The 23,295-nt window shown below is 56.4% G+C and carries 21 protein-coding genes; 10 read left to right on the plus strand and 11 right to left on the minus strand.

What is annotated here, in order from left to right; genetic code table 11:
• Positions 1-128 precede the first annotated feature (128 nt).
• The gene (locus A8O29_RS12120; RefSeq protein WP_125352252.1) at positions 129-1,037 is read left to right on the plus strand and encodes a DMT family transporter; all 909 of its coding nucleotides are present in this window, start codon (positions 129-131) and stop codon (positions 1,035-1,037) included.
• A 45-nt stretch (positions 1,038-1,082) separates the two neighbouring features.
• On the opposite strand, the gene A8O29_RS12125 is transcribed toward A8O29_RS12120, so the two are convergent.
• A complete protein-coding gene (locus A8O29_RS12125; protein WP_125352250.1) occupies positions 1,083-1,751 on the minus strand; it encodes a DUF3313 domain-containing protein in 669 nt (222 codons plus the stop codon).
• A 135-nt stretch (positions 1,752-1,886) separates the two neighbouring features.
• Positions 1,887-3,479 (minus strand): ABC transporter substrate-binding protein, encoded by a 1,593-nt coding sequence (locus A8O29_RS12130; RefSeq protein ID WP_125352248.1) that lies wholly within the window; start codon positions 3,477-3,479, stop codon positions 1,887-1,889.
• 93 nt (positions 3,480-3,572) lie between these two features.
• On the opposite strand from A8O29_RS12130, the gene pepT reads away from it, so the two are divergent.
• The gene (gene pepT / locus A8O29_RS12135) at positions 3,573-4,805 is read left to right on the plus strand and encodes a peptidase T (protein WP_125352246.1); all 1,233 of its coding nucleotides are present in this window, start codon (positions 3,573-3,575) and stop codon (positions 4,803-4,805) included.
• On the opposite strand, the gene tehB is transcribed toward pepT, so the two are convergent.
• Positions 4,802-5,398, minus strand: a complete 597-nt coding sequence (tehB, locus tag A8O29_RS12140; protein WP_125352244.1) for a tellurite resistance methyltransferase TehB — start codon at positions 5,396-5,398, stop codon at positions 4,802-4,804. The two genes, pepT and tehB, sit on opposite strands and share 4 nt — an antisense overlap.
• Positions 5,399-5,517: 119 nt before the next feature.
• Here tehB and ydcK point away from each other — a divergent pair, with 119 nt between their 5' ends.
• Entirely contained in the window at positions 5,518-6,498 is a 981-nt protein-coding gene (gene ydcK / locus A8O29_RS12145; RefSeq protein WP_125352242.1) for a YdcK family protein, read from the plus strand.
• Here the strand turns inward: ydcK and rimL are convergent.
• The gene (gene rimL / locus A8O29_RS12150; protein ID WP_125352240.1) at positions 6,490-7,056 is read right to left on the minus strand and encodes a 50S ribosomal protein L7/L12-serine acetyltransferase; all 567 of its coding nucleotides are present in this window, start codon (positions 7,054-7,056) and stop codon (positions 6,490-6,492) included. The genes ydcK and rimL overlap by 9 nt on opposite strands.
• 164 nt (positions 7,057-7,220) lie before the next feature.
• On the opposite strand from rimL, the gene hpxO reads away from it, so the two are divergent.
• On the plus strand, positions 7,221-8,378 hold the full coding sequence (gene hpxO / locus A8O29_RS12155; protein WP_125352238.1) for an FAD-dependent urate hydroxylase HpxO: 1,158 nt from the start codon (positions 7,221-7,223) through the stop codon (positions 8,376-8,378).
• Positions 8,379-8,440: 62 nt separating this feature from the next.
• Here hpxO and A8O29_RS12160 read toward each other — a convergent pair whose 3' ends face one another.
• Positions 8,441-9,352, minus strand: a complete 912-nt coding sequence (locus A8O29_RS12160; RefSeq protein ID WP_125352237.1) for a LysR family transcriptional regulator — start codon at positions 9,350-9,352, stop codon at positions 8,441-8,443.
• A gap of 180 nt (positions 9,353-9,532) precedes the next feature.
• On the opposite strand from A8O29_RS12160, the gene A8O29_RS12165 reads away from it, so the two are divergent.
• The gene (locus A8O29_RS12165) at positions 9,533-10,318 is read left to right on the plus strand and encodes an SDR family NAD(P)-dependent oxidoreductase (protein ID WP_125352235.1); all 786 of its coding nucleotides are present in this window, start codon (positions 9,533-9,535) and stop codon (positions 10,316-10,318) included.
• An 80-nt stretch (positions 10,319-10,398) separates the two neighbouring features.
• On the opposite strand, the gene A8O29_RS12170 is transcribed toward A8O29_RS12165, so the two are convergent.
• The 3 genes from A8O29_RS12170 to A8O29_RS12180 form a co-directional block, all read right to left on the minus strand.
• Positions 10,399-12,054: a glucan biosynthesis protein D gene (locus A8O29_RS12170; protein WP_174081318.1), complete on the minus strand. Its 1,656-nt coding sequence runs from the start codon at positions 12,052-12,054 to the stop codon at positions 10,399-10,401.
• Positions 12,055-12,280: 226 nt separating this feature from the next.
• Complete coding sequence (locus tag A8O29_RS12175) at positions 12,281-13,054, minus strand: ABC transporter substrate-binding protein (protein ID WP_125352233.1); 774 nt, start codon at positions 13,052-13,054, stop codon at positions 12,281-12,283.
• A 12-nt stretch (positions 13,055-13,066) separates the two neighbouring features.
• The gene (locus A8O29_RS12180; protein WP_125352231.1) at positions 13,067-14,236 is read right to left on the minus strand and encodes a pyridoxal phosphate-dependent aminotransferase; all 1,170 of its coding nucleotides are present in this window, start codon (positions 14,234-14,236) and stop codon (positions 13,067-13,069) included.
• A 148-nt stretch (positions 14,237-14,384) separates the two neighbouring features.
• Here A8O29_RS12180 and A8O29_RS12185 point away from each other — a divergent pair, with 148 nt between their 5' ends.
• Positions 14,385-15,995 (plus strand): FAD-NAD(P)-binding protein, encoded by a 1,611-nt coding sequence (locus A8O29_RS12185; RefSeq protein WP_125352229.1) that lies wholly within the window; start codon positions 14,385-14,387, stop codon positions 15,993-15,995.
• A gap of 46 nt (positions 15,996-16,041) precedes the next feature.
• A complete protein-coding gene (locus A8O29_RS12190; RefSeq protein ID WP_125352227.1) occupies positions 16,042-16,938 on the plus strand; it encodes a LysR family transcriptional regulator in 897 nt (298 codons plus the stop codon).
• Here the strand turns inward: A8O29_RS12190 and A8O29_RS12195 are convergent.
• Together A8O29_RS12195 and hglS are read right to left on the minus strand one after the other, a co-directional pair.
• Positions 16,877-18,385: a carboxylesterase/lipase family protein gene (locus A8O29_RS12195; RefSeq protein WP_125352226.1), complete on the minus strand. Its 1,509-nt coding sequence runs from the start codon at positions 18,383-18,385 to the stop codon at positions 16,877-16,879. The two genes, A8O29_RS12190 and A8O29_RS12195, sit on opposite strands and share 62 nt — an antisense overlap.
• A 123-nt stretch (positions 18,386-18,508) precedes the next feature.
• Positions 18,509-19,852, minus strand: coding sequence for a 2-oxoadipate dioxygenase/decarboxylase HglS (hglS, locus tag A8O29_RS12200; protein ID WP_125352224.1), 1,344 nt, complete (start codon positions 19,850-19,852; stop codon positions 18,509-18,511).
• Positions 19,853-20,091: 239 nt separating this feature from the next.
• Here hglS and pcaH point away from each other — a divergent pair, with 239 nt between their 5' ends.
• From pcaH to A8O29_RS12215, 3 genes are all read left to right on the plus strand, one after another.
• The gene (gene pcaH / locus A8O29_RS12205) at positions 20,092-20,832 is read left to right on the plus strand and encodes a protocatechuate 3,4-dioxygenase subunit beta (protein WP_125352222.1); all 741 of its coding nucleotides are present in this window, start codon (positions 20,092-20,094) and stop codon (positions 20,830-20,832) included.
• Entirely contained in the window at positions 20,829-21,449 is a 621-nt protein-coding gene (pcaG, locus tag A8O29_RS12210; RefSeq protein ID WP_125352220.1) for a protocatechuate 3,4-dioxygenase subunit alpha, read from the plus strand. Before pcaH ends, pcaG begins: the two co-directional genes overlap by 4 nt.
• A gap of 163 nt (positions 21,450-21,612) precedes the next feature.
• Positions 21,613-22,539: a LysR substrate-binding domain-containing protein gene (locus A8O29_RS12215; RefSeq protein ID WP_110508077.1), complete on the plus strand. Its 927-nt coding sequence runs from the start codon at positions 21,613-21,615 to the stop codon at positions 22,537-22,539.
• 120 nt (positions 22,540-22,659) lie between these two features.
• Here A8O29_RS12215 and cybB read toward each other — a convergent pair whose 3' ends face one another.
• A complete protein-coding gene (cybB, locus tag A8O29_RS12220) occupies positions 22,660-23,187 on the minus strand; it encodes a cytochrome b561 (protein WP_125352218.1) in 528 nt (175 codons plus the stop codon).
• Positions 23,188-23,295: the final 108 nt, after the last annotated feature.

A 23,295-nucleotide genomic window follows, 5' to 3' on the forward strand; every position in this document is an offset into this window, starting at 1 on the left:
AGCTTTACTCCGTCTACGATTGAAAAAAATGCGCAAGAATATGCAACTCGCCCGCAATCTCCTGCAAGCACGCTTTTGTGCCGTCGGTCACACTTCAGGCTATTACTGACTGAACAGAGAAAAAAATAATGAATGTGCTGCTCTATTTTCTGGTGGTGGTTATCTGGGGAACCACCTGGATTGCGATTTTCCTGCAACAGGGACCCGTCGCCGCGCCGGTGTCGATCTTCTGGCGCTTTGCCGTCGCCAGCGTCACCCTGATGGTGGTGCTGAAAGTGATCGGACGCCTGCGTAAATTGCAGGTGCGCGATCATCTTTTCTGCATCATTCAGGGCTGCTGCGTGTTCTGCTTTAACTTCTGGTGTTTTTACACCGCGGCGAAGTGGATCAACACCGGACTGGAATCGGTGATTTTCTCGATGGCGGTACTGTTTAATGCCATCAACAGCTTCCTGTTTTACCGCCAGCAGCCACCGGGACGTTTTTACCTCGCTGCACTGCTCGGGTTAATCGGCATCGTGACGCTGTTCTGGGATGATTTGCAGGCCAGCGGTCTGAGCACCGAACTGCTGATGGGGATCGGCCTCAGCGCGTTGGGCACATACGGCTTCTCGCTGGGCAACATGTTGAGTATTCGTCACCAGCGCCATGGCCTGGAAACGCTGACCACCAATAGCTGGGCGATGCTGTACGGCACGATAGTCATGGGCGCGATTGCATTGATTCGTGGCGATAATTTCATGCCGGAGTTCACTTTCAGCTACATGGGGGCTCTGTTGTATCTGGCGATTTTCGGCTCAGTTATCGCTTTCGGTGCCTATTTTACTCTCGTCGGACGCATCGGGCCGTCCAACGCGGCGTACAGTACCCTGCTGTTCCCGCTAGTGGCACTGACCATTTCAACGTTTTATGAAGGTTACGTCTGGCACGCCAATGCGGTGCTTGGTCTGGGGCTGATACTGGTAGGCAATCTGGTGATGTTCGCGAAACCGGAAACCTGGTTTAAACGCGGCGTAATGCGTAAAAGCGTGGCATAAAAAAACCGGCGGTTTGCGCCGCCGGTTCTCAGGATTGCTGTAGATTTACACCGGGTCAGGCCTAAACTTGATGGCATCAATCGCCATCTCATCAATTACCGCTTTCAACGTTTCCGCCGTCACGGGCGTGTTCTCGTTCGCGAGGTCCTGGCCCTCACCTTTACGCACCACTTTGATCACTGGCTTATTGGTTTTCGGGTCGATAAGCTCGCCTTCAAAGTACAGATTAGTGTCCATGGTCCGATGCCCTGTCGCCATTTGCGTTCCCGCCACCACTAACGCGACCGGAATAACCTCGTAGAACTGCAGCCCTTCTTTGCTTGAATCCACACCGGTAATGGCACCACGGAAAATCAGGCTGCGCGGGCCTGCGGTGGTGACCAGCGGCTTCCTTTCAGAAATCGCTTTTTTCATTTCCTGGTTGGTGTAATTCAGGATTTCAGACATCGCCTGTTCGCCAAACTGGGTCGTCGGCTTGGGTACCGGATAATAGACAATCGGGTGATACACGACGTTGTCGTAATCCGCCGGGTTGTAGTTCGGATCAATCCAACGCAATTCCGGCTTGCCGGAGGCAGACGTGGTTTCCTGGAGGTCGGAGTAATTTTTCAGAAAGCCAGAATACTTGTCAGGCGAGGCTAACTTGGAAGCACATCCGGTAAGCGCTAACGTGCCCGCAAGTGCGGCCACTTTCAATAAAGTTTTGCTATGCATAAAAGAGTCCCTGTAAAAGTGCAATTGCGGGCTCTTTATAACAAACGACCTTAGTCTTTTTGTGGGAAAAAAAGCGGTTGCGTTAATATTCCAGATTTAATTATCACCCACTAAAAATAGTGGGTGATGAAAGGCTTATTTGATGTCAACTGGGTAGAACAAGTGTTTGCCAAACGGGTCGATTTCATAGCCGCTGACATTTTTGCGCACCGGTTCGAAAATGGTCGAATGGGCAATCATTACCGCGGGCATCTGGTCGTGCATCATCTGCTGCGCCTGCTGATACAGCGCCGTACGTTTCTGCTGATCGGTTATCGATTTCGCTTCAGCGATAAGCTTATCGAACGGCGCATAACACCACTTCGCCGAGTTCGAACCGCCGTTGGCTGACTGGCAGGTAAACAGCGGCCCGAAGAAGTTATCCGGATCGCCCGTCGCCGTCGTCCAGCCCATCAGTGCAGCCTGATGCTCACCGTCTTTCACCCGTTTCAGGTATTCGCCCCACTCATAGGTCGTGATGGTGGTTTTGACGCCAATTTTCGCCCAGTCGGCCTGGATCATCTCCGCCATGCGCTTAGCATTCGGGTTGTACGGTCGCTGCACCGGCATCGCCCATAAATCGACGCTTAAACCGTCGGGATAACCCGCCTCTTTCAGCAACGCTTTGGCTTTCTCCGGATCGAAGTCGTAATCCTTCAACGCGCTGTCGGCGCTCCACACGCCCGGCGGCAGCAGGTTTTTCGCGACGGTGCCGGTGCCGTGGAATACCGCATCAATGATCGCTGGTTTGTTAATGGCCATCGCCAGCGCCTGACGCACTTTCACGTTATCAAACGGCGGCTTTTGGGTATTGAACGACAGGAAGCCGGTATTCAGCCCAGCCTTGCTCATCAGGTTAATGTCTTTGTTTTCTTTCATACGCGGCAAATCGGCCGGATTGGGGAACGGCATCACCTGACACTCGTTTTTCTCAAGCTTGGCATAACGCACCGAGGCGTCCGGCGTGATGCTGAACACCAGTCGGTCAATTTTGGCCTTGCCCTGCCAGTAATCCGGGAAGGCGGTGTACAGAATGCGTGAATCTTTCTGGTACTGTGCCAGCTTAAACGGCCCGGTCCCTACCGGGTTCATGTCGACGCGCTCCGGCGTGCCCGCTTTCATCATCGCGTCGGCATATTCGCTGGAGAGAATCGAGGCGAAATACCAGGCCAGATCCGCCACAAACGGCGCTTCCGGGTGCGCCAGGGTAAAGCGCACCGTATGGTCATCCACTTTGTCGATTTGGGTAATCAGCTTGCCAAACTCGAGGCTTTCGAAGTTGGAATAGCTGCCGCCGGATACCTTGTGGTACGGGTTGTTTTCATCCTTTTGACGCATGAACGAGAAGATAACGTCATCGGCGTTGAAATCCCGCGTTGGGGTAAAGTATTTGTTGCTCTGAAACTTCACGCCCTTGCGCAGATGGAAGGTGTAGACCTTGCCGTCGTCGCTCACGTCCCAGCTTTCCGCGAGGCTCGGCACCAGTTCAGTGGTACCCGGAGTGAAATCCACCAGCCGGTTATACACCGGCACGGCGCTGGCATCGACGCTGGTCCCCGAGGTGTATAACTGCGGGTTAAAATTCTCTGGTGATCCTTCCGAACAGTACACCAGCGTCTTCGCCGCCACGGTGGAACTTACCGTCAGGGCCGCTATCGCCAGTGCCAGCGTTGTCAGTTTGCTTTTCATGTCCATTTCCTGTTCTTATTGATTTAGACTTCAATTGATACCATCAAACACAAATTGCAAACACCTGATAACTAAAATAAAGAAGGAATCACTATGTCTTCTCCGCTCGCCAGTCAATTAACCCAACGCTTCTTCCGCTACCTGGCTATCACCAGTCAAAGCGATGCCAGCGCCACCACGCTGCCGACCACTGTTGGTCAGCATGAAATGGCGCGAGAGCTCACCAAAGAGCTGACACAGCTGGGTCTGGAGAGCATTGAAATTGACGAACACGCCACCGTCACCGCGGTGAAAAAAGGGAACGTCGACGGTGCGCCACGCATCGGTTTTATCACCCATATTGATACCGTAGACGTCGGTTTAGCACCGGATATTCATCCACAAATCCTGCGTTTTACCGGTCAGGATCTCTGTTTGAACGCCGAACAAAACGTCTGGCTACGCGTCGATGAGCATCCTGAAATTCTCGCCTATCCCGATGAAGAGATTATTTTCGGCGACGGCACCAGCGTGCTTGGGGCGGATAACAAAGCAGCGGTCACCGTGGTCATGACCCTGCTGGAGAATTTGACGGAGCAACAGCGTCACGGCGATATCGTGGTGGCGTTCGTGCCGGATGAAGAAGTGGGCCTGCGCGGGGCTAAAGCGCTGGATCTGGAGCGTCGCTTCAATGTCGATTTCGCCTGGACCATCGATTGCTGCGAGCTTGGCGAGATTGTTTACGAGAACTTTAACGCCGCAGCCGCGGAAATCCGCTTCACTGGTGTAACCGCCCACCCGATGTCAGCCAAAGGCGTGTTGGTGAATCCGCTGTTGATGGCGACGGATTTCATCAGTCATTTTGACCGGTCGCAAACGCCGGAACACACCGAGGGCCGCGAAGGCTACGTCTGGTTTAACGGCATGGACGCGGTGCAGAGCCAGGCGATTCTTCGCGCCAATATTCGTGATTTTGATCTGCAAAATTTTGAGCGCCGTAAACAGCAAATTGCCGATATCGCCGCGAAGATTGCCGCGCAGTATCCGACGGCCAAAGTGGAATTTCAGATAAGCGATACTTACAGCAACATCAGCAACGCCGTGGGTGAAGATCGTCGCGCTATCGACCTGATGTTTGAGGCAATGGAAAGTCTGGGGATTACGCCGAAACCCACGCCGATGCGCGGGGGCACCGACGGCGCGGCGCTGTCAGCCAAAGGGCTGCTGACCCCGAACTTCTTCACCGGCGCGCACAACTTCCACTCGAAGTTTGAATTTTTGCCGCTGAAATCGTTCGAGGCTTCGTACAATGTTGCCCTTCAGCTGTGTCTGCTGGCCGCGCGTTAAGCGGGTTTGCGCGCCAGCATAGTGGCGAAACGCAGTTTAATGCGATTGCCGTTGGCGTCGGTGCGATGTAACTCACCGACGTCCTCGTTATAACGGTCAAATTCCCAGCCTGCGTAATAATCCTTCAGCTCGCCCTGTTTAAAGGCAAACGGGAAACCGACGTTACACGGATAGTCGTCGGTATCCATCGCCGCGACGATCAGGTTCCAGCCGCCCGGTTTGGTGCAGCGCTGCATGTTGGCGATCAACCCTGGGATGGTGTCGGCCTGGAGGAACATCATCACCACGGTCGACAGAATAAAGTCATATTCGCCCTCGAACGTCAGCGTATTGAGGTCAAGCTCTTTCGAGCGCAGATTATCCAACCCTTCCGCCTGACGAACCGTTTCCAGATTCATAATGCCCGCCGGGTTTTTATCCCACGCCGTCACGTCAAAGCCGTTCGCCGCCAGATACAGACTATTGCGTCCGTTTCCGCAGCCTAAATCCAGCGTTTTGCCTGGGGCGATTTTGGTCGCCGCATGCAGCACTTCGGAATGGGTGCGCGTCATGCCGTATTTATCAGTGAAGTAATTTTCATCGCAGCGGGTCATCGGGAGTCCTTATCGGCTATCGGTTTATGCTTTAAAGATGCATTTTAAAAGAATCTTATGGGTCGCGTCACTGAGATTCTTTGCTACGTTTATGTTAAGCCCCCGTTACGAGAAGAGTAATGAACAAGTACCGTCTCAGCGACACCTCACGTGCATACAGTTATCAGCAAGATACTGAAAAAAAGAGCGTTACCCTCTGGCAGATCATCGCGCTACGCGATTTTGCTGACGTGACGCAGGACACCGCAGGCGGATGGGTCGACGCTGAAACGGCGCTCAGTCAGGAGGGCGACTGCTGGATTTACGATCAAAATAGCGTGGTATTTGCCGACGCTAAGATAACGGGCAATGCGCGCATTACGCAGGCTTGTACCCTGTCGCACGGCGCAGTGATTGAGGATAATGCCTGGATTGACGGCGCGATTATCAGTCATCAGGCACAAATAAGTGACAACGTCACTGTTCAGCATTCGCGAGTGCGTGGAAAATGCCATATTTTCGGTGAGGCGCGCATTCTCAACGAGTGTGACATTATCGCCGCTATGGGTTTAACGCCCGACAGCACGCAACACCTGCAAATCTACGATCGCGCCACCGTCAGCAATTCTCGCGTTGTGCATCAGGCGCAAATCTACGGCGAGGCGATTGTCGACCAGGCCTTTATCGAGCATCGGGCTGAAGTGTTTGACGCCGCGCTGTTGCAGGGCAACGAAGAAAACAACGTCTGGGTGTGCGACTGCGCAAAAGTTTACGGCAATGCGCGCGTGGTGGCGGGCAGAGGCGAAGACGCGATTCCCACGTTGCGATACAGCTCGCAGGTGGCGGAAAACGCGGTGGTCGAAGGCAACTGCGTGCTTAAGCATCACGTGCTGATCGGCGGTCACGCATGGCTGCGCGGCGGCCCGATTCTGCTCGACGACAAAATCCTGATTGAGGGCAACGCGCGGGTCATCGGTGACGTGGTTATCGAGCATCGCGTCGAAATCTGCGGCAACGCCATTATCGAAGCCTATGCTGGCGACCGCATTCACATTCGCGGGCGCAAGGTTATCAACGGCGACGAACGCGTGACCCGCACGCCGCTGCTGGGCTCACTCTAAAACCTCGTCGATAATCCGGCCGTAAATGTTCTGATCGTGATAATGGCCGTTGAGAAACTCCGCCTGTTTCAGGCAGCCTTCCAGTAAAAACCCGTTGCGCAGCGCCACCTGGTTGCTGCGCTCATTCTCCACCCGACACTTGATCACAAACCGCCGCACTTCGCCCTGCTGCGCGTAATAGTGCATAAACGCCTGCAAACAACGGCTGATAATCCCCTGGCCTTGATGCGCCTCATCCAGCCAGTAGCCGATGTAACCCGTCTTGTTCAGCGGCTCAATCGCGTTAAACGACAGCACGCCCACCACCTCATCACCCTGCACAATCATGAAGACCTTGGCGTAACCGCGCTGGTGCAGCATCCGGTTGCTGAGCAGGTTTTGCCGGGTATCGTCTTCCCCGCCGACAAACTGCGGCCAGTTAAGCGAATGCTGCAGCCAGTGACGATTACTAAGAACCAATTGGTGCAGCGGTGAAACAAAACGCTCATGCGCTGCATGCAGCGAAACCCCCTTTAACACCGAGATTGTCTCGTCCTGTAGTGGAAGTTCTTCGATCATGATGACTCCTTATTGCCAGCGAAAACGCACTAAAACAATGCACACCTTCATCACAATCGTGCGCCATGGACGGGCATACTACGCAAAACCCGCGGCTGGCGCGGCACGCCCGGCTGGCACGTCTCTTGCTTTACCCGTTTGTAACCCAAAGGAGAGACAACAAGATGAAAGCAATCGTGATTGGTGGTGGCATTGGTGGCCTCTCTGCGGCCATCGCCCTGAAGCAGTGCGGCATTGAAACCGAGGTTTATGAAGCTGTTAAACAGATTAAACCGGTTGGGGCTGCCATTTCAATCTGGCCAAACGGCGTTAAGTGCCTGAATTGGCTGGGTATGAAAGAGCAACTGCGAAAATTAGGGGGGCCACTGGAGTATATGTCCTATCGCGATTTCCGCCATAACCAGACTATGACGCGTTTCAGCCTCGACCCGCTGGTGCAAAGCGTCGGCGAACGCCCGTGGCCCGTGGCACGCGCGGGATTACAGGACATGCTGCTCGACACCTACGGACGCGACGACGTGCAGTTCGGCAAACGGGTGGTGAGCGTGGAATCTTTTGCGGACGGCGTGCGCGCCACCTTTGAAGACGGACACACCGCCGAAGCGGATCTGCTGGTCGCTGCCGACGGCGCGCATTCGGCGATCCGCTCGTGGGTGATTGGCTATCAGACGGAACGCCGCTACGCCGGGTACGTCAACTGGAACGGACTGGTCACTATCGACGACTCTCTCGCGCCCGCCAACCAGTGGACCACCTGGGTCGGCGAAGGTAAACGCGTCTCGCTGATGCCAGTTGCCGGGAATCGCTTCTACTTCTTCTTCGATGTACCGCTGCCGACGGGCCTGGCGGAAGACCGCGATACCGCGCGCGCCGATTTACAGCGTTATTTCAGCGGCTGGGCTGAACCGGTGCAGCAGTTGATTGCGCAGATTGACCCGCAGACCACCAACCGCATTGAAATTCACGACATCGAACCGCTGGAAACGCTGGTGCGTGGCCGCGTGGCGCTGCTCGGCGACGCCGGGCACAGCACGACACCGGATATCGGCCAGGGCGGCTGTGCGGCAATGGAAGACGCGGTGGTGCTGGCGATGACCCTGCAAACGCACTCGCTGGGCATTGAAGACGCCCTGCTGCGCTATCAGGAAAAACGCGCCTGGCGGGTGAAAGATTTGGTGCTCAAAGCGCGTAAACGCTGCGACGTGACCCACGGCAAAGATATGCAGGAAACCAAAGCCTGGTACGCCGATTTGTACCAGGAAACCGGCGACCGCATTTTGGCCGGGATGCGCGAAACCATCGTCGGCGGCCCGTTAGGTTGAGTGGCACGGGCCTACGGGATTGGTAGGCCCGTGCCAGCGCAGCGCCGCCGGGCAGCCGTGCATCATTCCCCGGCTTTGACGAAATCGATAAATGCCCTTAACGGCGGCGGCAGCAGTTTGCGTCCGGAGTAGTAAAGAAACGGCCCAGCGAACGGCTGCCACCAGGGTTCGAGGATAGGCTCCAGCTCGCCGCTGTCGAGATACGGCCGCAGCCAGCCTTCGAACAGATGGATAACGCCGAAGCCTTCCCGCGCCAGGCTTACGCCCAAATCCGCCCCGGTGCCACCGCTGTATATGAGCGGGCCATGCGGCTCAATATGGCAAACCTCCTCCCCGCGCTGAAAGCTCCATCGCTCAAGATTGCCTTTCGCAAAGCGCCCACGGATGCACGGCATTTTCAGCAAATCGTCCGGGTGCTGCGGGCGGCCCGTCTTTTCCAACAGCGCTGGCGCGGCAGCAGTGGCAAACCGCTGTTCGCGCGGCCCAATCGGCATCGCAATCATGTCCTGCTCCAGCCGATCGTCGTAGCGGATCCCCGCGTCGCACCCGGCGGCAACGATATCGATCACGCCGGTTTCGGCGATCACCTCTACGCTGATGTCAGGAAAACGTTGCAGAAAGCGCGTCAGCAGCGGGGCCAGAAACAGCCGCGTGGCGTTAACCGGCACGTTCAGCCGCAGATTGCCCGCGGGCTTATCACGGGCAGAGTTCACGATTTGCAGCGCCAGTTCCAGTTCAGCAAACGCGGGCGCAACGCGCTCCAGCAGCTGCTGGCCCTGCTCCGTCGGCAAAACGCTGCGGGTGGTGCGATGCAGCAGCCTCACGCCCAGATGATTCTCCAGCCGCCGCACCGCATCGCTCAGGCCCGATGGGCTTTGCTGCAACAGCCTGGCCGCTTCACGAAAGCCACCCGCGCGGGCCACGGCGGCGAACGCTTTCAGGTCGCTCAGTTCGTCAGTTGTTCGTTTTGGCATTTTAATATGCACCTATATCGCCGTTTATGGCGCTACAGAATAGCGTATTTCGCGCCATTGTGCGCCATGGCGAACAGGCCGTGCGCCCGCGAGGGGATTATCGTTTGCGCCATTGCTCACTAAGATGACCGACATCAACCGCACGCCAGAAACGTTTCGGCGTCAACCAGGAGCACTTTTATGTCAAATTCAACTCAACGCCTCGCCCTCGTCACCGGCGCGACCTCAGGTATTGGCCAGGCCTTCGCCCGTCGCCTTGCAAACAACGGCTACAACGTGATTGCCGTTGGCCGACGCCAGGACCGCCTTGACGCGCTGGCCGCTGAATTCCCGGCCGGGCAAATTCGCCCGATGGTTGCTGATTTAAGCCAGGCCGATGGTCAGAACCGCGTGGCGGAACTGTGCCGCCAGGAACCGCTGACGCTGCTCATTAACAATGCAGGCGTGGCGCACTATATGGCCTTCACCGCGCTGCCAGTGGAAAAAGCCAGCGAACTGTTGCAGGTCAAAGTGGTCGCGCCAACGCTGCTGGCCCACGCCGCCGCCCCGGGCATGGTGGCACGCAACACCGGCATCATCATTAACGTCGCGGGGATGCTGGGCTTCGGTGCCACCGCCCCGCTCGGACAGGCTGCGGGCCGGGCGACCTATGTTGCCGCGCTGTCGCATCTGGTGTCACTGTCGCTGGCATTGAATGAAGAACTGAAGCCTGCGGGACTGAATGTGCAGGTCTTGTGTCCGGGCGTGGTTGCGACCGAGTTTCACGAGCGTCAGGGAATGGATTTGAGCGCATTGCCGCGCATGACGGCGGAAGATGTCGTTACTGCCAGCCTGCGTTCACTGGAAATCGGAGAAGTGATTTGCGCGCCGGGTGTGGAAGATGTGACGCTGTTGGATAATGCGTTGAATGCCAATTTGCAGGCGTTTAGCGGGCAATCGCCGAAACTGGCGACACGTTATCAGTAAAACGGACTTGCCCGGCAGCATTACCTTTGCCGGGCCTACACTTGCACGGGCCCACGAAATGGGCCCGTACAATGTGCAACTTACTTCATTACGCGGTCATCAACGTAATGACGTTTATCCGCTGCCGGCGGGAAATACTGATACAGCCAGGTTTCGCTGACCGCATCGCCCTGACAGCGCAGGAACATGCGCATTTCAACCGGATCGGTTGAGTCGTTAGTCGGATACCAGTCAAACAGGATCCGATAGCCGTCGAACGGTTCGACGTACAGAATCTCTACCTGCTTCGCTTCACCGTTAGACAGGGTGATCACCGGCTCAATGCCTTTCGGTGCCGCCGCTTTCAGGTCGCCACCGACAAAATCGATAGCGAAACGACGCGCCCATTTCTCAGGGTAATGCTCGCCCGGCGCCCAGCCTTCCGGGAAACCGCCCATACCGGTACGGGTCGCCATCACGCGTGCTAACGGGGAACGTACCGGCGGCTGTGCGGCCCAGTACAGACGATATTTGAAGTCCAACTCGTCGCCCGCCTTCACCGCTTTCTTCGGCTGCCAGAAGCAGACGATGTTATCCAGCGTTTCGCCGGTCGTCGGGATTTCCATCAGCGAGACAGCGCCTTCACCCCACTGGTTACGCGGCTCGACCCACAGGCTTGGGCGTTTGTCGTACCAGCCCATGACGTCCTGATAGTGTGAGAAATCGCGATCAAGCTGCAACAGGCCAAACCCGCGCGGGTTTTTGTCCTGGAACGCGTTGAACTGCAGTTTCTGCGGGTTGTTCAGTGGGCGGCAAACCCACTCGCCGTTGCCACGCCACATCGCCAGGCGATCGGAGTCGTGGATTTGCGGGTGAATGGTGTCGCAGGTACGGCGTTCGTTGTTACCGCAGCTGAACATGCTGGTCATCGGAGAAATGCCGAGCTGTTTGATGTCTTTGCGCGCAAAGATGTGGTTTTCCACATCCATGATCACCTGCGTTTCCTGGCAGTTGACGGTAAATTTGTAGGCACCGGTGACGCTTGGGCTGTCGAGCAGCGCATACACGGTGAAGACCGTGGCGCCCGGTTTGACGGTTTCAAACCAGAACGAGGTGAAGTCAGGGAACTCTTCCGGCGTGTCGGTGAAGGTATCCACCGCCAGGCCACGGGCGGACAGGCCGTACTGATAGGTGTTGTCGACCGCGCGGAAGTAGCTCGCGCCGAGGAACGACACGATATCGCGGCGCGCCAGTTCAGGGGCTTTAAAGGTACGGAAGCCGGCGAAACCGAGATCGGTCTGCCCTTCCAGCTGTTTGGTGTCGACGCCCGCGTCGTTGTATTTGAACAGCTCCGGGCGGAAGTGAATTTCACGCGCCTGCTGGGACACAGTATCGAGGGAGAACATGCGCACGCGGCGGCGGAAGCCCATCCCAACGTGGAAGAACTGGATATCCAGTTTGCGATCTTCGATGTTGTTCCACAGCGACTGAGAGGCGTCGTACTGAATGCTGTTGTAAGCCTGCGGCGTCAGCTCTGCCAAGGTTTTCGGCAGGTCTTTCGGTGCACCGCCCCACGGCTGGCTCGCTAAATCACGCGCCATGGATTGCAGAACGGAGTAGTCAAAGCGGCGCGTTTGCCCATCGGCAATTGACGAGTCATCAGCCAGGGCCGCTTTGGAGAAGAGAGAGGCGATTCCAGTTGTAGCGCTCACCGCGGCTACAGCCATTGAAGATTTTATAAAGTGTCTGCGATTCATGCCTGAGTCAGCGTCCTTCTGTGATAATCGACTTCGCTAAGAATCGCCCACTCTAGACAAAAAACGCTGATAATCCAATTGTTGGCGGTACAAAATGCGCCCAAACCCGGAAATAAATAATTGCGATCGGAAGTGACTGAATCGGGCTGTAAAAAAGCGTAAGCCGATAAAAATAAAAAAGCCCCGGGAGCGACATCACTCACAGGGCCAAAAGAGTACGCTGTTTTTACTTCACGCTGACGTCGATACCCGGGAAGTATTTCGCGGCAAGTTTAGTGATAGTGCCGTCGGCGCGCACTTTATCGATAGCCGCATCCAGCTGTTTCTTCTCTGCGGTATCGCCTTTGCGCAGGCCAAAACCAATGCCGCTGCCCAGAATGGTGTCATCCGCTACCGGTTTGCCGATAAAGCCAAACCCTTTGCCCTGCGGTTTGCTGAGGAACCCGGCCTGCCCGGCGGCAGACATCACCAGCGAGGCGTCAATGCGACCATTGAGCAAATCGGCCCACGCCATGTTCTGATCTTTATAGGACACCACGGTCACGCCGTGCTTTTCCCAATGCTCTTTGGCATAGGTTTCCTGAATAGAACCCTGCAACACGCCGATGGTTTTGCCGTTCAGCCCTTCCGGCGTGGCCTGCATCCCGCTGCCTTCTTTCCCGACTAACTGTGACGGAATGCGGTAAATCGGCTGGGTGAAATCAATACTTTTACGGCGCTGTTCGGTGATGTTCATCGCCGAGTTAATGGCGTCAAATTTCTTGGCCACCAGACCTGGGATCAGCGAATCAAACGAGCTTTCCACCCAGCTGCATTTCAGCGCGGCAGCTTTACAGATGGCATTACCCAAATCGATATCAAAACCCTGCAGTTCGCCCGCGGAATTACGGCTCTCGAATGGCGGGTATTCCGCCTCCACGCCGAAACGCAACTCGCCTGCCGCAAAGGAAGAGACCGAACAGAACAGGCCCATACCCACAATCAGTGCTTTCAGTTTCATCGCCAACGCCCCTTAACGTGATTTAACCTGACACAGGGCCGCAGCGCCTGCCCGTAATGTGGCCTCATCTTTAGCAAAAGAGAGGCGAATCAGTTTGTTATCTGTGCCATCGGTGTAGAACGCCGACAGCGGAATAGTCGCCACGCCGTGATCTACAATCAGGCGTTTCACCATTTCACTGTCGCTTTCATCACTGAAATGGCTGTAATCGGCCAGCAGGAAGAACGAGCCCTGGCTTGGCAGCAGCTTAAACGGCGACTCCGCCAACAGGGTTTGCAGCAGGTCGCGCTTGCGTTGATATAAAGCCGCAAGCGACAGCCAGGTTTGCGGATCATTCATATGTTCCGCGAAGGCATATTGCATCGGCGTATCGGCGGAGAACATCAAAAATTGATGCACTTTGCAGATTTCGTCCATCAATTCCGCCGGAGCCACGCAGTAACCCACGCGCCAGCCGGTGACGTGATAGGTCTTGCCGAAAGACGAAATAATCACGCTGCGCTCTGCCAGCTGCGGGTGCGTCGCCATGCCGTGATGCGGCTGACCGTCGAACACCACGTGCTCGTACACTTCGTCGGACAGGACCACAATATCGGTGTTGCGGGTCAAGGCCGCGAGCTGGTTTAAATCGTTGGCATCGAACACTTTCCCGCTCGGATTATGCGGCGTGTTGATGATGATCATCCGCGTACGCGGCGTGATTGCCGCGCGCACTTCGTCCCAATTGACGGTGAAATCCGGCACTGTCAGCTTGATGGCCACCGGCGTGGCGCCCTGTAAACGGACAATCGGCGCATAGCTGTCGAACGACGGCTCAAAGTAAATGACTTCATCACCGGGGTGTACCAGCCCGCTGATCGCGGAATAAAGCCCTTCGCTGGCGCTGGCGGTGATCAGCACTTCGCTGTCCACGTCGTACTGCGTGCCGTACAAATCGGCAATTTTGTCCGCGATACGCGTTTTCAGGGCATGCAGCCCAGTCATCGGCGCATACTGGTTATGTCCCTCTTCCATCGCGCGCGTCACGCTCTGTACCAGCCGCGTATCGCAGGCAAAATTCGGCGCGCCCTGGGAAAGATTAATGGCGTTATGCTGAGAAGAAAGCTGGCCAATCACGGTAAAGATAGTGGTGCCCACATCGGGCAGCTTGGTACGGGTTTTCACCGGAGAACGCAGAGTCATTGCCAATCCTTTCTCAGTAAATATGCATAACTATTCAATACAAAGCCTCGGAAGGCGACAATCGAATTGTTGTCATAGTAGCCATGAGAAAATTGCATAGCTGGCAGCAGAGTCTAGACTTACAGCAGTCAAATTCAGGTGAGCAACAATGAAAAGAATCGCGATAGTCGGCAGTGGCCCCACCGGCATTTACACCTTTTTCTCGATGCTGAAGAACCAGACCCCGGTCGCCATTACGGTGTATGAACGTGCCGATGAAGCGGGCGTTGGGATGCCTTACGCAGATGAAGACAACTCGCGTCTGATGCTGGCGAACATTGCCAGCATTGAAATTCCACCGATATTTAGCCGCTATCTGGAATGGCTCAAAAGCCAGAGTCCGGCGCATCTGGCACGCTATGGCGTGGAGACCGACACCTTACACGAGCGCCAGTTTCTGCCGCGCATTTTGCTCGGGGAATACTACCGCGACCAGTTCTTGCAGTTAGTCAACCAGGCAAAACGCCAGGGTTTTGAGGTTACGGTGAACGAGTCCTGCGAAGTTACGGACCTCAAGGTTACCGACGCGGGCGTGACCCTGTGGGCTGAAGGTGAAGCCGTTTCAGCGCCCTTTGATTTAGCGGTGATCGCCACCGGGCACGTCTGGCCGGACGACGAAACGGCGACGCGAACGTATTTCCCCAGCCCGTGGTCCGGCTTGATTGAAGCCAAAATCGACGCGGGCAACATCGGCATTATGGGTGCCTCGCTAAGCGCCATTGACGCCGCGATGGCCGTCGTCGTGCAGCACGGCAAGTTTACAGAGACCGACGACCAGCCCACGCAATTCACGCTCGACGATGCCAGTCAGGCCTTGCAGATTACGCTGCTGTCCCGCTCGGGGATTTTGCCCGAGGCTGACTTTTACTGTCCTCTTCCCTACGAACCCCTCGCTGTAGTGACGGAATCGGCGCTTCAGCGGGAAATTGCCGCCGGAAGCGACGGATTACTCGACCGCGTATTTGCGCTGATCGTTGAGGAACTTGAACAGGCCGACCCGGCGTGGAGCGCGAAAATCGCTCTTCACACCTTAAATGCAGATACCTTCGCGAAAGCATGGTTTGCCGACCGCAGAAACCACGGTCCATTCCAGTGGGCAGAAGCGAACCTGCAAGAAGTAGAACGTAACAAACGCGATAAACACACCGTGCCCTGGCGCTATACCATTCTGCGGTTACACGAGCCGGTAGAGGATATCGTGCCGTCGCTGACTGACGCCGACCGGGAACGCTTTAAGCACGGGCTGGCGAAGGTGTTTATCGATAACTACACCGCCATTCCGCCGCAGTCTATTCGCCGGCTACTGGCCCTGCGTGAGGCCGGGATCCTCAGTCTGCATGCCCTCGGCGAGGATTACACGATGACAGTGAAAGAACACGGCACGGTTATTTCGGGCCAGGATGGCACTTACTCATTCGATACTTTTATTGACGCCCGCGGGCAGAAATCATTAAAGATAAAGGATTTGCCGTTCCCCTCTTTACGCCAGCAGCTTGAGGCCACCGGGGAGGATTTCCCCGACGTCGCCGACGATTACACCCTGCTTGAGCCGCCCTGCATGCGCGGGCGTATCGCCTTTGGCGCCCTGCCGTATTTGATGCATGACAGGCCGTTTATCCAGGGCCTGACGGTCAGTGCAGAAATCGGGGAAAACATCGCGAACGCGGTAGCGAAACCAGCCGAACGTGGCCGCAGGCGATTGCCGTTTATCGAGCTGTAACGCCATGTCATACTCGCCATGAATAATTTGCATAGCTGGAGTCAGCATGTCACGTAGCCAGTTGCCCCTGAATGCCATCGAAACCTTTCTGGTGACCGCCCGTCATCTCAATCTGACGCACGCGGCGAAAGAGCTGTGTCTGACCCAAGGCGCGGTGAGCCGTAAGATTGCCACGCTGGAAGCCTGGTTTGGTTTTCCGCTTTTTGAGCGCCTGGCGCGCGGCCTGCGTTTATCGCCTCAGGGCAGCGCGCTCTACCCGGAACTGATGACCTCGTTCAACCAGATGGTGATGGTCGCCGAACAGGCACGCCAACAGCAGACCGTGGTTCGCCTGAAAGCGCCGACTTGTGCCATGCGCTGGCTGGTGCCGCGTCTGGTGGACATCGAGCAGCGTTTTCCCGACATGCAAATTGCGCTCACCACCACCACTGAGCATTCGGTGAATTTCAAAACCGAACCCTTTGATGCCGCGATTGTTTTTGGCACGCATATGAATGCAGGCGATTTGCTGTTTGAGGAGTCGCTCACGCCGGTGGTCAGTCATCGGCTGGCGGATAATATCCCGTTTTCAGGCATGACATTTTTGCATCCCACCCGCGATAAAACCGACTGGTCATTGTGGCTGGCGCAGCTGCCGGCGCCGTTGCCATCGGCGATGCAAAAGAATCAGCATTTCGACACCATGGACCTGGCGATCACCGCCGCCATTCAGGGGTTTGGTGTGGCAATTGCCGATGAAACCTTGGTAGAAGAGGATTTGCTCAGCGGACGGCTGGTGCGGCCCTCTGCGCTGAGTGTTAAAACCGGGGCCAGCTACCGCCTTGTGGTGCGCGAAGTCTCCGCCAAAGCCATCGGGCTGAACCAGTTTCGCAGCGGGCTGCTTAATCCAGCGTCACGTGATGACGCATCACTCGCCGAAACAACGCCAGACGCGCACGCATAAAGCGGTTTTCCACTTTGAATCCGGCCAGTTTGTTCAGCCCGATCCGCAGCAGACGGTCGCGACCTTTGATTGATGCCGGCCAGCGCACCGGACCGTGCAGCGTGTCACACGCCACGCTCGCGTTGCGGGCAAAATTCACCCAGTAATCGGCCACCTGCGCCGAAAAGGCCAGATCCCGCGCGTTCACGTAGTGACGCGAAGGTTCCGCCAGATTTAGCGTATCGAACACGTACGGGACTTCGTTGCCGTGCCACGCCCCGTTTTTATAAGTGTGATGTTCCGCCTCCGCGACGTAATCGAACCAGTAACGCCAGCACGGCTGCCCGACGCGTTGTTGCGCCTGCATCAGCACGTAACCGAGCGTGGTAAACGCCATATCGCGACACACCTGACGGCCCAGTTCGATATCGCCCTTCACGCCCGGATACAACAGCTTAATCAGCCCCAGACCCAGGCGGCGCTCCTGCCGAAGCTTCTGGATTTGCCCGGCGAGGTCAACGCCAAACACCGCCATTACGCTGGCCTCATCGCTGTTCGACCCCACCATAATGGGCACCGGATGCTGGCGCGCGGTGAAGAACATCTCCAGCATTGATTCCGGTAAAACCGCATCGCCGCACACCGGAACCGGGCCGGGTTTTAGCGCGCCTTCCAGCGGCCAGAACGCCTCGGGCGGAATGGCGCGCAACTGTTCTGCACTGGCATTCTGCAAGCCGAAATGGGCAGCAACGGCTTCGCCCTGCGCCATCGCTTTATCAAGCGGTGTGTCCGGCAGCGTATAACCGCTCTGGATAATCGCTTTATGAAACAATCCATTGGCTTTTGGCGAAGCCAACAATGACAGCACGCTGCGCGCCCCGGCGGATTCACCAAATAATGTGACGTTGTCACTATCACCGCCAAAAGCGGCAATATTTTCCTGCACCCATTTCAGGGCCGCGATTTGATCTAACAGGCTGAAATTACAGACCCGCTCGCCCTCTTCACCGTCCAGCGCCGGATGCGCGAAACAGCCCAGATGACCGAGCCGATAGTTAACGGTGACCACCACCACGTCGCGTTTCGCCAGCGCGTGTCCGTCGTACGGCGGCAAACTGCCCGCGCCAATCGTAAACCCACCGCCGTGCAGCCAGACCATCACCGGCAATGGCTTCGCGGGTGTTGCAGGCGCCCAGACGTTGAGATAGAGGCAATCTTCGGAGAATCGACCAGGGTCACCGCCGCCCAGTTCGCGGCAGTATTCGATGTTTTGCCAGCTTGCAGGGGAAAAGGTTTGCGCGTCACGCACGCCATGCCACGACGCAACAGGCTGCGGAGAACGCCAGCGCAGTGGCCCAACGGGCGGCGCGGCAAACGGAATACCGCGCCAGATGTGAATTTCGTTGTCGGTCAGCCCCAGCAGGGAGCCCTGCCGGGTGTGCACCAGCGGCATGGAGGGATTATGCATCGCGTGCTTCCTTTATCAGCAATGCACCCAGTTTATGCGGGTTTTAACCCGATTCGCAACGTCAAAGGGCGGGTTTGCCCGGTGGCGCTGCGCTGACGCGGGCCTACGTTTCTTCGACGCGGCTTACAATAAACCGCACCGCCGCTTACTGCGGTCTTCGGCTTCCTGATAGAGCTGAAATTCGTCAAGCACCGGGCAGCCGAGCGCGGCTTCAAACGCGGCTTTGCTGGAATTGCCGTGGCTTCGAGCCTGGGTTTCATTGCCGAGGTTGGACTGGAAAATACCCGCAGCGCTAACCGGCAGGAAATCTTCGTAGGTGATGGGCTGCGCCACCAGCCAGCCGCGTTCAATCAATGGCTGCGGGTCATCGCCGGGGCGAAACGCCTGACGATGAGATTCTCCGGTCGGCGTCAAACGGTAGCGGAAATAGGCCAGCTCCTGACGGCGCAGGAACATTTCGCTGTCCGGGAACGCTTTGAACATCTCCGACAAATGCTGCTGATGGCTGAGATTGTCTTTGCCGGTTCCGGCTTCGGTCAGCAAGGCGTCGTACAGCGCGCGCCCTTTCGGCGTCAGCGCCACGCCGCGTTGTTCGATTTCACCAAATCGCGCAGTATGCGTGCCGCGATGTTCCCCGGCGAACAGCACCGGCTCCTCCAGCGCTTTAAAACTGGTCTGGCGCAGCAGAATCGGCACTTCACGGCGCGGCGGGCCTTCAATCAGGACTTTCGGCTCGATGCCATATTCCGGCATCAGCTGCTGTACGCGGTCAATATCGAGCGTGCGCGGCGTGAGGTGATTGATGTGACAGCCGGGGAAGCACACCACATCGGCAATCAGGCGATGTTCATTGTGCAGCGCCAGATACGTGTCCTGCTCCACCGTGGCGTGACTGTGCCAACGGAAGGTTTCGAGCGCCTCTTTGACAAACTCTTTCGCCTCAGCCGCCGTGAACTGGCCCTGAGCCTCAAAGTGGCCGATCAGCTCGCGGCAGCGCGGCGTGAAGATATCGCGCTTCGCCAAAATGTCGGCGGCTTTGTCACGCAGCACAACGTTGTCGATGAGATCAAGGCGCAGCAGCGAGGTAAAGACGCGAAACGGATTGCGCGCCAGGGCGGCATCTTCCACCGGGCGAAACGCCGTGGAGTGCACCGGCACGCCCGCTTGAGAGAGGTCGTAATAGCTGACCGGCTTCATGCCCATGATCGCAAACATGCGGCGCAAGGTCGCCAGTTCATCGGCAGAGCCTACGCGGATTGCGCCGTGGCGTTCAACGTTGAGTCGCGCCAGCTCGTCAGCGTTCGCCAGCTGTTCATGCAGGTGCGGATTATGTTCCAGCACCGCCAGGTTTACATCCGCCACAAGTTCCAGCAACGTGCCGTACTGCGGAACTTCCTGCTGGTACATCGCTGACATTGCCTGCGAAAAGTTTTCCCGAATCTCATCAGCCGTGATGGTGTTCGCCATGATGTCATGTCTCCAGTGAATATTACCTGGAGTGTACATAAGCCATTTGCCGCCGGGAGGAAGAATTTCTGAATTGTGATCGCGGATAACCTCTCGCTTTACGCCCTGCTTTTGTGCGGTTTATAACCTGGCGTTATGCAAAAAGCCGTATAAATTCACTTTAAATTAACAATATGATTACACACACTCCGAGTGACGATATCACAACAATAAAGAAGTCCTCTGACCCGGAGCGCCCTATGACCGAAAAATGGACACCACGCGAAGTGGTGCATCGTGATTACAACAGTCACCCGCCCGCCTTTGCCCCCGGCTATAAAACCAGCGTGCTGCGTTCGCCGCGTAATGCGCTGATCTCCCTGCAAAACTCACTCTCGGAAATTACCGGCCCGATATTTAGCAGTGACGATCTTGGCCCGCAGGACAACGATCTTATCCTTAACTACGCCAAAGACGGGCTGCCGATTGGCGAACGCATTATCGTCCACGGCTACGTGCGTGACGGCTTTGGTCGTCCGATGAAAAATACCCTGGTAGAAGTGTGGCAGGCCAATGCGGGTGGCCGCTACCGACATAAGAAAGATCAGTATCTGGCCCCCGTGGACCCGAATTTTGGGGGCTGTGGCCGCGTGCTGACCGACGAGAACGGCTATTACTTTTTCCGCACCATCAAGCCCGGCCCGTATCCGTGGCGGAATCAGGCCAGCGACTGGCGCCCTTCTCACATCCACTTTTCTCTGTCTGGCGAAGCCTTCGCCCAACGCTTGATTACCCAAATGTATTTCGAGGGTGACCCGTTGATCAAACAGTGTCCGATTGTGAAAACCATCAATAATGATGACGCTATTCGCACCCTGATTGCTGAACTTGACACCCACGCCGCCGTGCCGCTGGACAGCCTCGCCTATCGTTTCGATCTGGTGCTGCGCGGCAGTCGCGCCACGCTGTTTGAAAACCGTACTCAGGGAGCCGCGCGATGAAAGACTATTTAGCTGAAACCGCCTCGCAAACCGCCGGGCCGTATGTGCACATTGGTCTGGCCCCGGAAACCGCCGGTTTTCACATCTTCGAGAAAAACTTCGGCCCGGTGCTGACCAACAGCCATACCGAAGGCGAGCGCATTACCCTTGAAGGCCGCGTGTTCGACGGCTCCGGCACGCTGGTGCGTGATGTCCTGCTGGAAATCTGGCAGGCCAACGCCGCGGGGCGCTATAACCACCCTGCCGACCAACAGCAGGACAAACGCCTCGACGGTGATTTTCGTGGCTGGGGACGCAGCTGCTCTGACTTCGACACGGGCGTCTGGCGCTTTGAGACCATCAAGCCTGGCGCGGTCGTTGGGCGTGACGGTCGCCTGATGGCCCCGCATGTGAATCTGTGGATTGTGGCCCGTGGGATTAACATCGGCCTGAACACCCGGATGTATTTCTCCGATGAGCAGGATGCCAATCAGCGCGACCCGGTACTGAACCTGATTGAGTGGGAAGTCCGCCGCAACACGCTGATTGGCCAGCGCGAACAGCGCGGCAATGAGGTTGTTTACCGCTTTGATATTCATCTCCAGGGTGAAGCTGAAACGGTTTTCTTCGATCTCTAAACACAAAAAGCCCGGCAAAGACAAAATGCCGGGCTTTTTGTCGGCTATTCCATAACCACATGTAACGCAATTAACCATTATGTTAATGATATTTTGCTAGCAAGTTATCAAATCCCAACAAGTTCCCTTGATACCCGCCCCGCACACTCTTTAACATCCGGTTATGGAAAAAAATGGTCTCTTCAGTCAGCGCATTCGTTTGCGCCATTTGCATACGTTTGTCGCCGTCGCTCAACAGGGCACGCTGGGCCGTGCGGCGGAAACGCTTAACCTCAGTCAACCCGCGCTGTCGAAAACCCTCAACGAACTGGAACAGCTCACCGGCACCCGCCTTTTTGACCGGGGTCGTATGGGCGCTCAGCTGACGCTGGTCGGGGAACAGTTTTTGACTCACGCGGTAAAAGTGCTTGATGCGCTGAATACTGCCGGTCAGGCGCTGAATCGCAAAGAGGGGCTCGGTGGCGACGTGGTGCGTATCGGCGCCCTGCCGACCGCCGCGCTGGGTATTCTTCCGGCAGTGATTGGTGAATTCCACAAACAGCAAAAAGACATAACGCTGCAGGTTGCCACCATGAATAACACCATGCTGCTGGCGGGGCTGAAATCCGCTGAAATCGATTTAGGCATTGGCCGCATGTCGGACCCGGACCTGATGAGCGGCCTGAATTACGAACTGCTGTTTCTTGAATCACTGAAACTGGTGGTGCGTCCGAATCACCCGCTGTTGCAGGAAACGGTCACCCTGAGCAAAGTGATGGAGTGGCCGGTGGTAGTGTCGCCCAAAGGCACGGTGCCGCGGCAAAACGCCGAAGCGCTGGTGCTGAGCCAGGGCTGTAAAATCCCCCCCGGCTGTATCGAAACGCTGTCAGCGTCTTTGTCGCGCCAGCTGACAGTGGATTTTGACTATGTGTGGTTTGTGCCTTCCGGTGCGGTGAAAGACGATTTACGACATGGCACGCTGGTCGCGTTACCGGTGCCTACGCAGGGTGCGGGTGAACCGATTGGAATATTAACGCGGGTGGATTCGCCGCTGTCGACCGGAGCCCAGACGCTATTGAGCGCCATTCGGAAATCCATGCCGGGACATTAATACGTTGCCCGGCGGCACTTCGTTTGCGCGGGCCTACGAGAAAGACGGGGAATCCGGGAAACACGGGAATTACGGGAAAAGGTAGGCCGGGTAAGCGCAGCGCCACCCGGCATAAATGCCTTACTTCTTACGCGGCATCATCCGCAGCAGCGTATTGTCCTTCCAGAAATAATGATGCATCAGCGCCGCCAGCGCGTGCAGACCAATCACGTAATAGCCGAAATTCGCCAGCCACACGTGGTATTCCTTCAGGTTATCCGCCAAATCAAAATTCGCCTCTGCGGCGTGCGGCATGGTGATGCCAAACGCAATCCAAGGGTTGCCGCGGTTGTACATCATCACCAGCCCGATAATCGGCAGAATAATGAACAGCAGATAAATAACCAGATGGGCCAGATGCGCCATGCCGGTCATCCACGGTTTGGGTTTCGGCACAATCGGTGGCGCTTTATGCTTCAGGCGCACCAGCAATCGCGCCACCATCAACACCAGAATCGAAATCCCGCAGGAGACATGCACCATATTGAAATACGGGCGATACGTGCGTGGAAAGAAGCCTTTTAACTCCATCGCGCAGTACGCCCCGATCACCAGCAGAAACACCAGCCAGTGAATGCCAATTTGCAGGCTCGAGTATTTATCTCGCATCGTTATTATTCCCGGAAAAACTGTGAGAGAGCTAACATAGCGGCCCTGCTTTAAAAATTCATTAACTTTTCTGTATAGATTTTCAAACCGTTAGCCGCGCCTGAAAGA

Source organism: Scandinavium goeteborgense (genome assembly GCF_003935895.2).
In the GTDB taxonomy this organism is placed as follows: Bacteria; Pseudomonadota; Gammaproteobacteria; order Enterobacterales; family Enterobacteriaceae; genus Scandinavium; species Scandinavium goeteborgense.

Coding starts and splice junctions, on each gene's coding strand:
- A8O29_RS12120 (WP_125352252.1), top strand. CDS start 129: ATGAATGTGCTGCTCTATTTTCTGGTGGTGGTTATCTGGGGAACCACC.
- A8O29_RS12125 (WP_125352250.1), bottom strand. CDS start 1,751: ATGCATAGCAAAACTTTATTGAAAGTGGCCGCACTTGCGGGCACGTTA.
- A8O29_RS12130 (WP_125352248.1), bottom strand. CDS start 3,479: ATGAAAAGCAAACTGACAACGCTGGCACTGGCGATAGCGGCCCTGACG.
- pepT (WP_125352246.1), top strand. CDS start 3,573: ATGTCTTCTCCGCTCGCCAGTCAATTAACCCAACGCTTCTTCCGCTAC.
- tehB (WP_125352244.1), bottom strand. CDS start 5,398: ATGACCCGCTGCGATGAAAATTACTTCACTGATAAATACGGCATGACG.
- ydcK (WP_125352242.1), top strand. CDS start 5,518: ATGAACAAGTACCGTCTCAGCGACACCTCACGTGCATACAGTTATCAG.
- rimL (WP_125352240.1), bottom strand. CDS start 7,056: ATGATCGAAGAACTTCCACTACAGGACGAGACAATCTCGGTGTTAAAG.
- hpxO (WP_125352238.1), top strand. CDS start 7,221: ATGAAAGCAATCGTGATTGGTGGTGGCATTGGTGGCCTCTCTGCGGCC.
- A8O29_RS12160 (WP_125352237.1), bottom strand. CDS start 9,352: ATGCCAAAACGAACAACTGACGAACTGAGCGACCTGAAAGCGTTCGCC.
- A8O29_RS12165 (WP_125352235.1), top strand. CDS start 9,533: ATGTCAAATTCAACTCAACGCCTCGCCCTCGTCACCGGCGCGACCTCA.
- A8O29_RS12170 (WP_174081318.1), bottom strand. CDS start 12,054: ATGAATCGCAGACACTTTATAAAATCTTCAATGGCTGTAGCCGCGGTG.
- A8O29_RS12175 (WP_125352233.1), bottom strand. CDS start 13,054: ATGAAACTGAAAGCACTGATTGTGGGTATGGGCCTGTTCTGTTCGGTC.
- A8O29_RS12180 (WP_125352231.1), bottom strand. CDS start 14,236: ATGACTCTGCGTTCTCCGGTGAAAACCCGTACCAAGCTGCCCGATGTG.
- A8O29_RS12185 (WP_125352229.1), top strand. CDS start 14,385: ATGAAAAGAATCGCGATAGTCGGCAGTGGCCCCACCGGCATTTACACC.
- A8O29_RS12190 (WP_125352227.1), top strand. CDS start 16,042: ATGTCACGTAGCCAGTTGCCCCTGAATGCCATCGAAACCTTTCTGGTG.
- A8O29_RS12195 (WP_125352226.1), bottom strand. CDS start 18,385: ATGCATAATCCCTCCATGCCGCTGGTGCACACCCGGCAGGGCTCCCTG.
- hglS (WP_125352224.1), bottom strand. CDS start 19,852: ATGGCGAACACCATCACGGCTGATGAGATTCGGGAAAACTTTTCGCAG.
- pcaH (WP_125352222.1), top strand. CDS start 20,092: ATGACCGAAAAATGGACACCACGCGAAGTGGTGCATCGTGATTACAAC.
- pcaG (WP_125352220.1), top strand. CDS start 20,829: ATGAAAGACTATTTAGCTGAAACCGCCTCGCAAACCGCCGGGCCGTAT.
- A8O29_RS12215 (WP_110508077.1), top strand. CDS start 21,613: ATGGAAAAAAATGGTCTCTTCAGTCAGCGCATTCGTTTGCGCCATTTG.
- cybB (WP_125352218.1), bottom strand. CDS start 23,187: ATGCGAGATAAATACTCGAGCCTGCAAATTGGCATTCACTGGCTGGTG.